The organism is Nonomuraea sp. LP-02 (assembly GCF_036289125.1).
Taxonomy (GTDB): domain Bacteria; phylum Actinomycetota; class Actinomycetes; order Streptosporangiales; family Streptosporangiaceae; genus Nonomuraea; species Nonomuraea bangladeshensis.
This window is the reverse complement of sequence record NZ_JAXCLK010000001.1, coordinates 8,217,311-8,229,791: the sequence shown is the minus strand read 5'-3', so window position 1 is coordinate 8,229,791 and position 12,481 is coordinate 8,217,311. Positions and strand designations below refer to the sequence as shown.

General features: G+C 72.0%; 14 protein-coding genes and 1 tRNA gene. 6 read left to right on the top strand and 9 right to left on the bottom strand.

Annotation, left to right across the window (positions count from 1 at the left end; all coding sequences use genetic code 11):
- Positions 1–66: 66 nt before the first annotated feature.
- Positions 67–140 (bottom strand) — tRNA-Lys (locus SMD20_RS38655).
- Between the two features lie 100 nt (positions 141–240).
- Between SMD20_RS38655 and SMD20_RS38650 the strand changes: the two genes are divergently transcribed.
- Positions 241–1,080, top strand: coding sequence for an AAA family ATPase (locus SMD20_RS38650; RefSeq protein WP_329590759.1), 840 nt, complete (start codon positions 241–243; stop codon positions 1,078–1,080).
- Positions 1,073–2,446: a vWA domain-containing protein gene (locus SMD20_RS38645; RefSeq protein WP_329590757.1), complete on the top strand. Its 1,374-nt coding sequence runs from the start codon at positions 1,073–1,075 to the stop codon at positions 2,444–2,446. The genes SMD20_RS38650 and SMD20_RS38645 overlap by 8 nt, the downstream gene beginning before the upstream one ends.
- Positions 2,447–2,540: 94 nt before the next feature.
- Here the strand turns inward: SMD20_RS38645 and SMD20_RS38640 are convergent, their stop codons facing one another.
- On the bottom strand, positions 2,541–3,314 hold the full coding sequence (locus tag SMD20_RS38640) for a nuclease-related domain-containing protein (protein ID WP_329590755.1): 774 nt from the start codon (positions 3,312–3,314) through the stop codon (positions 2,541–2,543).
- A 168-nt stretch (positions 3,315–3,482) separates the two neighbouring features.
- Between SMD20_RS38640 and SMD20_RS38635 the strand changes: the two genes are divergently transcribed.
- Positions 3,483–4,091, top strand: coding sequence for a TetR/AcrR family transcriptional regulator (locus tag SMD20_RS38635; protein ID WP_329590754.1), 609 nt, complete (start codon positions 3,483–3,485; stop codon positions 4,089–4,091).
- Here the strand turns inward: SMD20_RS38635 and SMD20_RS38630 are convergent.
- From SMD20_RS38630 to SMD20_RS38620, 3 genes are read right to left on the bottom strand one after another with little or no spacing between them, the layout of a single operon-like run.
- A complete protein-coding gene (locus SMD20_RS38630) occupies positions 4,050–5,111 on the bottom strand; it encodes an acyl-CoA dehydrogenase family protein (RefSeq protein WP_329590752.1) in 1,062 nt (353 codons plus the stop codon). The two genes, SMD20_RS38635 and SMD20_RS38630, sit on opposite strands and share 42 nt — an antisense overlap.
- Positions 5,108–6,271 carry an acyl-CoA dehydrogenase family protein gene (locus tag SMD20_RS38625; RefSeq protein WP_329590750.1) on the bottom strand — a complete coding sequence of 388 codons (1,164 nt, stop codon included), beginning with the start codon at positions 6,269–6,271 and terminating at the stop codon, positions 5,108–5,110. Before SMD20_RS38625 ends, SMD20_RS38630 begins: the two co-directional genes overlap by 4 nt.
- A gap of 7 nt (positions 6,272–6,278) precedes the next feature.
- On the bottom strand, positions 6,279–7,481 hold the full coding sequence (locus SMD20_RS38620; protein WP_329590748.1) for an acyl-CoA dehydrogenase family protein: 1,203 nt from the start codon (positions 7,479–7,481) through the stop codon (positions 6,279–6,281).
- 106 nt (positions 7,482–7,587) lie between these two features.
- On the opposite strand from SMD20_RS38620, the gene SMD20_RS38615 reads away from it, so the two are divergent.
- Complete coding sequence (locus tag SMD20_RS38615; protein WP_329590745.1) at positions 7,588–8,169, top strand: GNAT family N-acetyltransferase; 582 nt, start codon at positions 7,588–7,590, stop codon at positions 8,167–8,169.
- A gap of 24 nt (positions 8,170–8,193) precedes the next feature.
- Positions 8,194–8,805, top strand: a complete 612-nt coding sequence (locus tag SMD20_RS38610; RefSeq protein ID WP_329590743.1) for a VOC family protein — start codon at positions 8,194–8,196, stop codon at positions 8,803–8,805.
- On the opposite strand, the gene SMD20_RS38605 is transcribed toward SMD20_RS38610, so the two are convergent.
- Positions 8,798–9,361 carry a TetR/AcrR family transcriptional regulator gene (locus SMD20_RS38605; RefSeq protein WP_329590741.1) on the bottom strand — a complete coding sequence of 188 codons (564 nt, stop codon included), beginning with the start codon at positions 9,359–9,361 and terminating at the stop codon, positions 8,798–8,800. The genes SMD20_RS38610 and SMD20_RS38605 overlap by 8 nt on opposite strands.
- A 63-nt stretch (positions 9,362–9,424) precedes the next feature.
- On the opposite strand from SMD20_RS38605, the gene SMD20_RS38600 reads away from it, so the two are divergent.
- Complete coding sequence (locus SMD20_RS38600; protein WP_329590739.1) at positions 9,425–10,585, top strand: FAD-dependent oxidoreductase; 1,161 nt, start codon at positions 9,425–9,427, stop codon at positions 10,583–10,585.
- On the opposite strand, the gene SMD20_RS38595 is transcribed toward SMD20_RS38600, so the two are convergent.
- The 3 genes from SMD20_RS38595 to SMD20_RS38585 form a co-directional block, all read right to left on the bottom strand.
- Entirely contained in the window at positions 10,560–11,480 is a 921-nt protein-coding gene (locus SMD20_RS38595) for a hypothetical protein (protein WP_329590737.1), read from the bottom strand. The two genes, SMD20_RS38600 and SMD20_RS38595, sit on opposite strands and share 26 nt — an antisense overlap.
- Before the next feature lie 132 nt (positions 11,481–11,612).
- Positions 11,613–11,987, bottom strand: coding sequence for a VOC family protein (locus SMD20_RS38590; RefSeq protein ID WP_329590736.1), 375 nt, complete (start codon positions 11,985–11,987; stop codon positions 11,613–11,615).
- Positions 11,988–12,102: 115 nt separating this feature from the next.
- Entirely contained in the window at positions 12,103–12,459 is a 357-nt protein-coding gene (locus SMD20_RS38585) for a PRC-barrel domain-containing protein (protein ID WP_091078227.1), read from the bottom strand.
- Between the last annotated feature and the right edge of the window lie 22 nt (positions 12,460–12,481).

Here is a 12,481-nt window from a genome sequence, read left to right as displayed (position 1 = left end):
GCCGCCAGAGCTACTCGAAAAACGAGGAACCCCAGCTCAGTGCCCTGAACTGGGGTTTCGATGCGGTGCGCCGCCAGGGACTCGAACCCCGGACCCGCTGATTAAGAGTCAGCTGCTCTGACCAACTGAGCTAGCGGCGCCTGCGAGAAGGAATATACCGGTCATCCGCATCCTGGTCGAATCGGTCAATCGCCACGCTCTGTTGCTAGAATAAAGTTCGGCCCGCAGACAGGAGCGTAGATGTTCAACTCGCCCGCCGACGTGACGGAACGGCTCGCCGCCGTGGACTATCTCTCCGACGACGCCATCTCCACCTCGGTGTTCCTGGCCGCGGCGCTGGGCAAGCCGCTGCTCGTGGAAGGCCCGGCCGGGGTCGGCAAGACGCAGCTCGCCAAGGCGGTCGCCGCGGCGACCGGGTCCGAGCTGATCCGGCTGCAGTGCTACGAGGGCCTGGACGAGGCCCGCGCCCTCTACGAGTGGAACTACAAGAAGCAGCTCCTCCGCATCCAGGCGACCAGCGCCGACGACGACATCTTCACCGAGGAGTTCCTGCTGGAGCGCCCGCTGCTCAAGGCCATCAGGTCCGACCGGCCCACCGTGCTGCTCATCGACGAGACCGACAAGGCCGACGTCGAGGTGGAGGGCCTGCTGCTGGAGCTGCTGTCGGACTTCCAGGTGACGATCCCCGAGCTCGGCACCATCGAGGCCCGCCGCCGGCCGTTCGTCGTGCTGACCTCCAACGCCACCCGCGAGCTGTCGGAGGCGCTGAAGCGGCGCTGCCTCTACCTGCACATCGAGTACCCGACGCCGGAGCGCGAGCGCGACATCGTGCTCAGCCAGGTGCCGGGCATCCGGGGCGACCTCGCCGAGCAGCTCGCGAGGACCGTCGCGACGTTGCGGGCGCTGGAGCTGAAGAAGGCGCCGTCGGTGGCCGAGACCGTCGACTGGGCCAACACCCTGCTCGCCCTCGGCAGGGAGGAGCTGGACGAGGCCACCGTCGCGGGCACCCTGGGCGTGGTGCTCAAGCACGCCGCCGACCACACGCGGGCGGTCAAGGAGCTGGGACTTCCCGATGCCTGAGTCCGGCTCGCTGGTCGACCGGCACGTCGGGTTCGTACGGGCGCTCCGGGAGGCCGGGGTGCCCGTGTCGGTCGCCGAGGGGCTGGACGCCGCCAACGCGCTGCGCGTGGTCGAGCTGGCCGACCGGGAGTCGCTGCGGGCCGCGTACGCGGCGACGCTGGTCAAGAAGCCCGCCTACCGGCCGGGGTTCGACGTGCTGTTCGATCTGTGGTTCCCGGCGACGACGACCGGCATGCGCGCCCCGCGCGAGGAGCCCCTGGACCCGGAGACGGCGACCGTCGAGGAGCTGCGGGCGTACCTCGCGCAACTGCTGACCGACGGCGGCGAGGTCGAGATGCGGGCGTTCGCGCAGGCCATGGTGAGCCGGTTCGGGCGGCAGCAGGCGTCCGGGCCCGGCCGGCAGAACTGGTTCTCCTACAGCGTCCTGCGGGCCCTGTCCCCCGAGACGCTGATGGCCCGCATCCTGCGCGAGGTCCTGGCCGGGCAGGAGCGCGGCGGGCTGGCCGAGAAGACCGTGCGGCAGCGGGTCAACTCCGGGATCCGGCGCTTCGAGGAGGAGGTGGCGACCGACGTCCGCCGCCGCATCGCCGAGGACTCCGGCGTGGAGCGCATCGCCCGCTCCGCCGTACGCCCGCCGCTCGACCAGATCGACTTCCTGCGCATCACCAAGGCCGACCTGGCCCGGCTACGCCGGGAGGTGCACCCGCTGGCCCGGCGGCTGGCGGCACGGCTGACGATCAAGCACAAGAAGGGCCGGCGCGGGCGGCTCGACTTCCGCCGCACCGTACGGGCCTCGCTGCAGAGCGGCGGCGTTCCGCTGACCACGCACTTCAAGCCGCCCCGGCCGCACAAGCCGGAGCTCGTCATTCTCTGTGACACCAGCGACTCGGTCTCGTCGTTCGCGCACTTCACGCTGCTGCTGACGTACGCGCTGCGCGAGCAGTTCACGAAGGTGCGGGCGTTCGGCTTCGTGGACACGGTGGACGAGATCACCCGGTTCTTCCAGCCCGGCGCCGACGTCGTCGAGGCGATGACCCGGCTGGCGAACGAGGCCGACATGGTCCGCTTCGGCCGCACCAACTACGGCCACAGCCTGGAGCAGTTCGCCGAGCGCTACGGCGACGCGATCGGCCCCAGGACCTCGCTGCTGATCCTCGGCGACGCCCGCTCCAACTACCAGCCGCCCGCCCTCGACCTGCTGAAGTCGCTGACCGGCAAGGCCCGCCACGCCTACTGGCTGAACCCGGAGCCCCGGCAGCAGTGGGACACCGGCGACTCGGTGGCGAGCGACTACGCCACGATCGTCCCGATGCACGAATGCCGCAACGTCGCCCAGCTCACCGCGTTCATCGAGACTCTGGCCTGAGGGTCCTCGCAGCCGTCGTGCCGCCGGGCCATGGACCGGCGGCACGACGGGCGATCCTGGCCGGGGCCGAGCCGGGATCGCGGGGAGGCAGGTCTCAGACGGCGGCCTTGAGCAGCTCCTTGGCCGCGGTGCGGGTGATCAGCTCAAGCTGCTCGTCGGTGTAGACGCGCCCCTCGACGGCCTTGATGACCTTGGCGGCCACGCGCGGCTTGAGCACCGTCAGCCCTTCGGCCACGAAGACGCCGCCCCTGGGCAGCAGGCCGCAGTGGACCGCGAGCATGGGCGAGATCGTCACCTGGACGCCGGTCTCGCGGGTCAGCAGGTCGCCGAACGACTCGGCGGTCTTGACCAGCTTGCTCGCGTACGTGGAGCCGTATTTCTCGCCGAAGAACAGCCGTCCGCCGTAGACGTTGATGTCGGTGTCGGGGCTCCAGGACTCGTTGTCCACGATCCACACCCCGGCGGGGCCGATGATCAGGTGGTCGATGGACGCCTCGCCCTTGACGGCGCGCCCGTCGAGCACGGCGTAGCCCTGCCGGCCCAGGGAGCGGCGCAGGAGGCGGGCGGTGATGGTCTCACCGTGCTTGGCCCCCCGCCAGACGGCGGTGGCGTAGAAGGAGCGCCAGTCGAGGAACCAGTCGACCGCGGCCACGAGGGCGGCGACCAGGAGGCCTGCCACGACCGAGGCTCCGGAGAGGTCGAAGCGCAGGGCCACCGCGACGCCGACGACGAACCCCACGCCCGCCTTGACGTATCGGGACCTGCGGCGGTTTTTGGCGTCCTCGCGCCACAGTTTCTCGTACCACCACTGCGCGGAGTTTCCTGTGTATTTGTCGCTTGGCTGCACGTAGATCGAGCCACCGGGCACGGCAAACTCCCCCAAAGAGTAGGAAATGTGCAGGATCTGCCACGCCGAAGATCCCTCGCCGGTCAAGGGATACCCGGCTCGCAACCAAGGCAAGCCTAAGGTGAGACGATTGGCACCGGCAAGCAGGGGTTCCCACTGCGTCTACCGACCAGTCGGTATGCTGTCCCGGTGACCAAAGGGCAGCATGGGAAAGACGAACCGGTCCGGCAGCGGCTGCTCGCCGAGGCGACCCGGCTGTTCGCCGAGCGCGGGTTCGAGGGCACCTCCGTGCAGGAGATCGTCGTGGCGGCGGGCGTCACCAAGGGCGCCATGTACCACTATTTCGACTCCAAGGACGACCTGCTGCGCGAGATCTACGGCCGGGTCCTGCGCATGCAGATGGACCGGCTCACCCAGATCGCGGACGGCGCAGGCACGGTCGAGCAGCGCCTGCACCGCGCCGCCGCCGACGTCGTCGAGACCACGACCGCCAACCTCGACGACTCCAAGATCTTCTTCCGGTCGATGCACCTGCTCGCCCCGGAGACCCAGAAGACCGTGCGCGCCGAGCGCCGCCGCTACCACGAACGTTTCCGCGACCTCGTGGCTGAAGGGCAGCGCGCCGGCGTCCTCTCCGGCAAGGTCCCCGCCGAGCTGGTCGTCGACTACTTCTTCGGCTCGGTGCACCACCTGGGCACGTGGTTCCACGCGGACGGGCCGCTGACCGGCGCCCAGGTGGGCAGGCACTTCGCCGACCTACTGCTCGCCTCCCTCGGGGCCGGGCACGTCGACGAGTGAGGCCAGGGCGGCCCGGTGGTCGCCCGGCGTGCCGAGCGCGATCTCCGAGGACTTCGCGCGCTTGAGATAGAGATGTACGGGGTGCTCCCACGTCATCCCGATCCCGCCGTGCAGTTGCACCGCGTCCTCGGCCACGCGCACCGCGACCCCGGCGTTCCACGCCTGCGCCACGGCCACCGAGACGGCCGAAGGATCGGCCACCGCGTTGCGGGCCGCGGCCCGCGCCCGTACGACGTCCAGCCACAGGTCGGCCAGCCGGTGCTTGATCGCCTGGAAGGAGCCGATGGGCCGGGCGAACTGGTGGCGCTCCTTGACGTAGCCGAGCGTCGTCTCCAGGCACCACTCCGCCACGCCGAGCTGCTCGCTGGCCAGCAGCGCCGCGCCGAGCCGCAGCACGGCGGCCAGGTCGCAGGCCCCCACGTGCCGGGCCTCGGCCCGGTCGAAGGTCACCGTGGCGACCGGCCTCGTCTGGTCCAGCGACGGCACGGCCGCGACCTGGGCCGCCGCCGCCTCGACCGCGTAGAGCTCGCCGTCCACGGGCACCAGCAGCACGTCGGCCACGTCCGCCCCGGCGACGCCGGTGACCGTGCCGGACAGCCGGCCGCCCTCCGCCCGCACCGCCGAGCCCCGCTGCGGCCGGTACGGCGAGGCCGCGAACGACACCACGAGCGCCGCCGTACGCCGTCCCTCGGCCAGCTCGCCGAGCAGCGCGTCCCTGGTCGGCAGCAGCGCCCGGGTGGCGAGCACCGCGCTGGTGAGGAACGGCACCGGCGCCACGGCCCGCCCCAGCTCCTCCAGCACCACGCCCGCCTCGCCGGGACCGGCTCCCGCGCCGCCCAGCTCCTCGGGGATCAGCAGCCCGGCCACGCCGATCTCGCCGGCCAGCGTCTTCCACAGGTCCAGGTCGGCGGGCTCGGACTCCACCCGCTTGAGCACGGCGGCCGGCGGGCAGCGGTCCGCCAGCAGCGCCCGCACGCTCGCGCGCAGCTCCTCCTCGATCTCCGTGTACAGCAGGGTCATCGCGGCAGGTCCTTCCAGGGCACGTCCTTGTCGACGCGGGGTTCGGAGGGCAGGCCGAGCACCCGCTCGGCGATGATGTTGCGCAGGATCTCCGAGGTGCCGCCCTCGATCGAGTTGCCCTTGGCCCGCAGGTAGCGGTAGCCGGGCCCGCGGCCGAAGAAGTCGACGTCCTCGGAACGCCGGAACGCCCAGTCGTCGTAGCCGAGGTCGCGGTTGAACTCGACGTCGAAGCCGGACAGCGCCTGGTTGAGCTTGGCGAACGACAGCTTCATCCCCGACCCCTCGGGCCCCGGCTGCCCGGCGGCGAGCTGCTCGCGCAGCCGGGCGCCGGACAGGCGGGTGACCTCGGCCTCCACCCACAGCGACAGCAGCCGCTGGTGCAGGTCGTGGGTACGCAGCTCGGGACGCTCGCGCCAGGCGCCGAGCACCGTCGCCATGACACCGCCGCCGCGCCGGGTGGGCGCGCCGCCGATGGCCACGCGCTCGTTCATGAGCGTGGTCTGCGCGACCCGCCAGCCGTCGCCGATCTCGCCGAGCCGCAGGTCGTCGGAGAGCCGCACGCCGGTGAGGAAGACCTCGTTGAACTCGGCCTCGCCGGTGATCTGCCGCAGCGGCCGCACCTCGACGCCGGGGGCCTGCATGTCGCACACGAAGTACGTCAGTCCGCGGTGCTTGGGCACGTCAGGGTCGGTACGCGTGACGAGGATGGCCCAGCGGGAGTGGTGGGCGCCGGACGTCCACACCTTCTGACCGTCCACCACCCATTCGTCGCCGTCGCGCACCGCGCGGGTGGCGAGCGTGGCCAGGTCGGAGCCGGCGCCGGGCTCGCTGAAGAGCTGGCACCAGATCTCCTCGCCGGTCCACAGGGGGCGCAGGAAGCGGCGCTTCTGCTCCTCGGTGCCGAACGCCAGGATCGTCGGCGCGGCCATGCCGAGCCCGATGCCCTGCTTGCCGCCGTTGATCTGCGGGGTGTCGGCCAGCTCCCGCTCGACGACCTGCTGCAGCTCGCGGGGCGCGCCGAGCCCGCCGAGCCCCTTGGGGAACCACACCCAGGCGAGCCCGGCGTCGAACCTGGCCCGCAGGAACTCCAGCCGGTCCCCCGACGGGTCGTGCCCGGCCAGGAACTCGGCGACCCGCTCCTTGATCTCCGCTTCGTTCACCTCTGCCTCACATCCACTTCTTGAGCTCGCGGTAGGCGAGTGAGCGCTTGTGCACCTCGTCGGGGCCGTCGGCGAGGCGGAGCGTGCGCGCGTGCGCCCAGAGCGCCGCCAGCGGGAAGTCCTGGGAGACGCCGCCCGCCCCGTGCACCTGCACGGCCTTGTCGAGGATCCACTCCACGGCGATCGGAGTGGCGATCTTGATGGACTGGATCTCCGTGTGGGCGCCCTGGTTGCCCACCGTGTCCATGAGCCAGGCCGTCTTGAGCACGAGCAGCCGGAGCTGCTCGATGCGGATGCGGGACTCGGCGATCCAGTCCTGGACCACGCCCTGCCGGGCGATCGGCTTGCCGAACGTGGTGCGCGACAGCGCCCGCCGGCACATCAGCTCGACCGCCCGCTCGGCCATGCCGATGAGGCGCATGCAGTGGTGGATGCGGCCGGGGCCGAGGCGGGCCTGGGCGATGGCGAAACCGCCGCCCTCCTCGCCGATGAGGTTCGCCACCGGGACGCGGACGTCCTCGAAGACGACCTCGGCGTGGCCGCCGTGGTCGGCGTCGGTGTAGCCGAAGACGTGCATGCCGCGCTTGACGTGCAGACCGGGGGTGTCGCGCGGCACCAGGACCATGCTCTGCTGGCGGTGCTTCGGCGCCTCCGGGTCGGTCTTGCCCATGACGATGAAAATCTTGCAGTTGGGGTTCATCGCGCCGGAGATGTACCACTTGCGGCCGTTGATGACGTACTCGTCGCCGTCACGGACGATGGAGGTGGCGATGTTGGTGGCGTCGGAGGAGGCCACGTCCGGCTCGGTCATCGCGAAGGCGGAGCGGATCTCGCCGTCGAGCAGCGGCCTCAGCCACTCCTTGCGCTGCCACTCGCTGCCGAACATCGCCAGCACTTCCATGTTGCCGGTGTCGGGGGCCGCGCAGTTGGTGGCCGCCGGGGCGATGCTGGGACTCCGGCCGAGGATCTCGGCCAGCGGGGCGTACTGGAGGTTCGTCAGCCCGGCGCCGTGCTCCCCCGGGAGGAACAGGTTCCACAGGCCGCGCTTCCTGGCCTCGTCCTTGAGGTCGTCCAGGAGGGGTGGCAGGCTCCAGCCGCTGTCGGCCGCCTGCTCCTCGAAGGCGGCTTCGGCGGGGTAGACGCACTCGTCCATGAAACGCAGCAGGCGTTCCCGCAGGTCCTCGGTGACTTGGTCATAGGCGAAGTCCATGCGGTGAGCCTACCGACCGGCCGGTATGAGTGTCGACAGGTGGATCCTCATAAAAACCGTCATGTGGCCATCATCCGTGCCAAGCCGGGCCACCTAGGGTTGCCCCATGACCGCCACGCTCCCTCAGCCCGTCGTCCTCGAGAACGACGTCGTACGGCTCGAACCGCTCGCCCTCGCCCACGTCCCCGACCTGTTCGCCGCCGGCGGCGGTGACGACGAGGTGTGGCGGTGGCTGCCGGTCACCACGCCGCGTACGGAGGAGGAGCTGGGCAAGACGGCGCTGTCCCTCGTCCACGACGACCGGCACGTCCCGTTCGCCGTGATCGCGAAGGAGAGCGGCCGGGCGGTCGGCTGGACGACCTACGCCGACGTGCCGGGGTTCGAGGCCAGCGTCGAGATCGGCTGGACGTGGTACGGCCGCGCGGTCTGGCGCACCGCCGTCAACACCGCCTGCAAGCTGCTGCTCGTGGAGCACGCCTTCGGGCTCGGCCTCAACCGCGTCATGCTGAAGACCGACGTGCTCAACGTACGCTCCCAGAACGCCATCAGGCGGATCGGCGGCGTGCACGAGGGCACGCTGCGCCGGCACCGCAGGCGGCCGGACGGCACCTGGCGCGACACCGCCGTCTTCGGCATCCTCGCCGAGGAGTGGCCCGAGCACCGCGCCCGGCTGCTGAGCCGCCCGTAAGACCCCTGCGCGAGAATGCCGGTCATGGAGCTGGACCATCTCGTGTACGCCACCCCCGACCTGGACGCCACCGTGGCCGACCTGGAGCGGCGGCTCGGCGTGCGGGCCGCCGTCGGCGGGCGGCATCCGGGGCTCGGCACCCGCAACCGGCTCATCGGGCTCGGCGGCCGGAGCTACCTGGAGGTCATCGGGCCCGATCCCGAGCAGGAGGAGCCGGCCGGGCCGCGGCCTTTCCTGATCGACGAGCTGGACCGGGCCGCGCTGGTGACCTGGGCCGTGGCGGTGGCGGACCTCGACGCCGCCGTGGCGCGGGCCCGCGCCCAGGGGTACGACCCGGGCGAGCCGCGGGACATGTCCCGCCGCACCCCTTCCGGCGACCTGCTGGCCTGGCGGCTCACCCCGCCGGAGCGGGCCGGGCTGGTGCCGTTCCTCATCGACTGGGGGGCCGCCCGGCACCCGACCGAGGGTGACCTGCCCCGCGTGGAGCTGGTGTCGCTGACCGTCGCCCACCCCGACCCCGGCGTGGTCCGGCCGGCTCTGGCGGCCGTCGGCGCGGCGGCCGCCCTGACGAGGGAGCCGGCGCCGCGCCTGGTGGCCGAGCTGACGGGCCGGGCCGGCCCGGTCACGCTCACCTGACCGGGCGGAGCATGCCGGTGAGCAGGTCGGCCACGGCGCGGCGCAGGTCGTCCTCGGCGGACGTGCCGCCGGCGCCGGCGACGGCGTAGAACATCAGGCCCTCGGCGAAGGCCACGAGCTCGCCGGCGTGCCGTGCCGGGTCCGCCGAGCCCATCGCGGCCAGCAGCGTCGCGGCGAAGTCGCGGAAGCGGCGGCCCGCGCGGTCGTATACCGCGCGGAGCTCGGGCCGGCGCGTGGCCTCCAGGGCCAGCTCGTAGCGGGCGAGCGTACGCCGGCGGTCGAGGAGCTGCGCGCGCAGCGCCCGCGCGAACACCCGGGCCACCCCGTCCACATCCGCCATGGAAACGAGCGCCTCCGGGTCGAACACCGCGGACTCCAGCTCCGTGAGCCGGGCCAGCGTCAGCTCCAGGAGAGCCGCCCGCGTCCGCGCGAGGTTGGACGTGGAGCCGGGCGGCAGGCCCGCCGCCTCGTCCACCGCCCGGTGGGTGAGGCCGCGCATGCCGCGCTCGGCCAGCAGGGCGATGGCCGTGTCCGCGACGAGGTCCGAACGTCTCATGGCAGCCGATACTACACCCGTAGTACGCTGGCACTACAGACGTAGTGAGCAGGAGGTCATGACATGGCGCACGCCGTCGTCATCGGAGCCGGCATCGGCGGTTTGACCAGCGCGATCGCGCTGCGGCAGCGCGGCTGGGAGGTGACGGTGCTGGAGCGGGCGCCCGCGATCGAGCCGGTCGGCTCAGGGCTGGCGATCGCCGCCAACGCCCTCAAGGCCCTCGACACGCTCGGCCTCGGCGACCGGGTGCGCGCGCTGTCGCGCGTCCAGGGCCAGGCAGGGATCAGGCGCGCCGACGGGCGCTGGCTCACCCACACCACGCCCGAGGCCGCGGCGGGCCGCTACGACGACTCGGTGGTGCTCCTGCCGCGGGCGGCGCTCATGGAGGTCCTGACCGGCGCGCTCGGCCCGGACGTCCTGCGGCTCGGCACCGGGGTGGCGCAGGCGGACCCGGAGACCGGCGTGGTCCGCACCGAGGCGGGCGAGGAGGTGCGCGCCGACCTGGTCGTGGCCGCCGACGGGATCCGCTCCCGCACCCGGCGAGCGCTATACCCCGGGCATCCGGGCCCGGCGTACGCGGGCGTGACGGCCTGGCGCGGCCTGGTGCCCCGCGGCGACCTGGAGGTCGGCGTCAGCGAGAGCTGGGGCAGGGGGCGGGTGTTCGGGGTGAGCCCGCTGGCCGGCGACCTCGTCTACGTCTACGCCACCGACGTGCTGCCCGAGGGCGTCGCCTTCGCCGACGAGCGGGAGGAGCTGATCCGCAGGTTCGGCGGCTGGCACGAGCCGATCCCCGCGCTGCTGCGGGCCGCGGAGCCCGCGATGATCATCCGGAACGACGTGTACCACCTGGCCGAGCCGCTGCCCGCCTACCACCGGGGCAGGGTCGCGCTGGTGGGCGACGCGGCCCACGCGATGACCCCCAACCTCGGCCAGGGGGCCTGCCAGGCGATCGAGGACGCCGTGGTGCTGGCGCACGCGGCCGGCGCGGGCGACCTGGCCGGTTACACCGCCGCCCGGCTGGCGCGTACCCGGCGGATCATGCGGCGCTCGTGGGACATCTGCAGGGCCACGAAGATGCGCAACCCGCTGCTCGTCGCGGCCCGTGACGCCGCCCTGATCCTGGGGACGAGGGTCCGGCCCGACCTGCTCGTCCGGTCGATGGACGAGGTGCTGGGCTGGCGGCCCCCGGAGGAGACGGTCAGTTCGCGTCCGACGCGGCCGTGACCGCGCTCCCGGAGCCGGCGGCCGGGGAGGCCGCGGCCTCGACCGGGGCGGCCGGGTTCGCCGGGACGACCGGACGGGTGTGGTCGGGGGCCAGCCGGCCCAGGGTGATCGTGCCGCCGATGGTCAGGGCGGCGGCCAGCAGCGCCGGGACCGCCGTGCCGGGGGCGGTCGGCAGCGGCTCGCCGAGCAGCAGCGCCCCCGCCAGCACCGAGGTGATCGGGTCGATGACCTGCACGCCCGCGTACGCGATGCCGAAGTAGCCCACCGCGTAGGAGCGCTGGAGCAGCACCACGGCGCAGACCAGCAGCACGGGCACGGCGAGGGTGAACCAGTGGACGAGCCGCCCCCAGTCGCCCTCCAGGCCGCCGCCCACGACCCTGACGAACGTCGACACGCTCGCGGTGACCACGCCGGCCCCGATGGCGAGCACGATCGCCCGGCCCGCGCCGCGCATGCGGCCCGCGGCCACCTGCGTGACCAGCACGATCACGCCGATCACGGCCAGGAACCCGAGCGCCGCGCCGTTGCCGAGATGCGGCGTCACGTCGTGCTCGGGCACCAGCAGCATGAGCCAGAGCAGCCCCACGGCCACGGCGAGCGAGCCGAGGATCTCCGCCCGGTAGGGCTTGCGCCCGTACATGAACGCGGCCAGCGGCACCGCGAACACCAGCGTGGCCACGCTGATCGGCTGCACCACGACCAGCGGGGCGAGGCTGAGCGCCACGGCGTGCAGGCAGGCGCCGGCGAAGCCGATGACGCCGCCGATCCACCAGCGGGGCCGTCGGACCAGCTTGAGCGAGGCGCCCTCGGCCACGGCCTCGTACTGCTGGAGTGCGGCGCCGAGCGCGTAGCCCAGCGCTCCCACCAGGGCGATGAGCAGGCCGGCCCAGGTCATGGGCGCCGACGCGGGGGCAGAGATCCTTGCACGAGCATTGCTCCAGCTTAGGAGGACAGCGGAGCGGGCGAATCATACTTTCGGCGGAATATCATCCAGATATCGCCCGCCACCTGGGGGAACTTCTTTCCTTCAGGAAGACTCGGGGCAGACGCAGAACGCGTGCCCGGCCGGATCCTGCAGCACGATCCAGCGCGTCCCCTCCTCGGTGATCCCGGGCTGGAACTCGGGCCTGGTCGCGCCGAGCGCGACGTACTCCTCGACCGCCCGCTCCACGTCCGGCACCCGGAAGTCGAGGTGGAACTGCTTGTTCGGGCTGGGCCAGGCAACCGGCTCGCGCTCGGCGATGCGACCGAAGTAGATGTTGGTCGTGCCGTCGCTCACGGCGGCGTACTCGTCCTCCGCGTACGTGATCTCCCAGCCGGTGATCGCGTGGTAGAACTCGGCCAGTGTCTTGGGCTCCGGGCAGTCGAGGGAGACCGCGAGGAGCTTCGCCTTTGTCGTCATGGTTCGAGCCTTCCAGGCGTACCTGTCACCTTCCGTCAGGTACGCGATCGGATGCGGAAAACGGCGAGGGGCCGCACCCTCTCGGGCGCGACCCCTCTGAACGGCAGGTCAGGGATCACCGCGGGAACCGGCCGTAGTAGTCCCCAAGACTGGCGCGGTACTCGGGCTCCTTGAACCTGGCCTCGTCGAACTCGGGCGAGTCCTTGATCTCGGCCTTGGTGCGCGCCACGTGGACGTAGCGCTCCTGAGGGTCGATGCTCGTGATGACCTGAGCCGGGAGCATGACCTTCTTGCCGAAGATCCAGGGGCCGGTGTCGACGATGATGTAGCTCTCGCCGACCTCGTACGTCGCCTCGTCGACAGACCCGATCTTGCCGTCCGTCGCCTGGACGTGGTAGCCCACGAGGTCCAGGCTCTGGCCGCGGTCGTAGACGTCAGGACGATAGTCCCAGAGCTCCATGAGGTAGCTCATCCTCTCTCTTCCTCGTCGTCTT

Coding starts and splice junctions, on each gene's coding strand:
- SMD20_RS38595 (WP_329590737.1), bottom strand. CDS start 11,480: ATGACCTGGGCCGGCCTGCTCATCGCCCTGGTGGGAGCGCTGGGCTAC.
- SMD20_RS38630 (WP_329590752.1), bottom strand. CDS start 5,111: ATGACCCTGCTGTACACGGAGATCGAGGAGGAGCTGCGCGCGAGCGTG.
- SMD20_RS38585 (WP_091078227.1), bottom strand. CDS start 12,459: ATGAGCTACCTCATGGAGCTCTGGGACTATCGTCCTGACGTCTACGAC.
- SMD20_RS38605 (WP_329590741.1), bottom strand. CDS start 9,361: ATGAGACGTTCGGACCTCGTCGCGGACACGGCCATCGCCCTGCTGGCC.
- SMD20_RS38650 (WP_329590759.1), top strand. CDS start 241: ATGTTCAACTCGCCCGCCGACGTGACGGAACGGCTCGCCGCCGTGGAC.
- SMD20_RS38620 (WP_329590748.1), bottom strand. CDS start 7,481: ATGGACTTCGCCTATGACCAAGTCACCGAGGACCTGCGGGAACGCCTG.
- SMD20_RS38600 (WP_329590739.1), top strand. CDS start 9,425: ATGGCGCACGCCGTCGTCATCGGAGCCGGCATCGGCGGTTTGACCAGC.
- SMD20_RS38615 (WP_329590745.1), top strand. CDS start 7,588: ATGACCGCCACGCTCCCTCAGCCCGTCGTCCTCGAGAACGACGTCGTA.
- SMD20_RS38610 (WP_329590743.1), top strand. CDS start 8,194: ATGGAGCTGGACCATCTCGTGTACGCCACCCCCGACCTGGACGCCACC.
- SMD20_RS38645 (WP_329590757.1), top strand. CDS start 1,073: ATGCCTGAGTCCGGCTCGCTGGTCGACCGGCACGTCGGGTTCGTACGG.
- SMD20_RS38590 (WP_329590736.1), bottom strand. CDS start 11,987: ATGACGACAAAGGCGAAGCTCCTCGCGGTCTCCCTCGACTGCCCGGAG.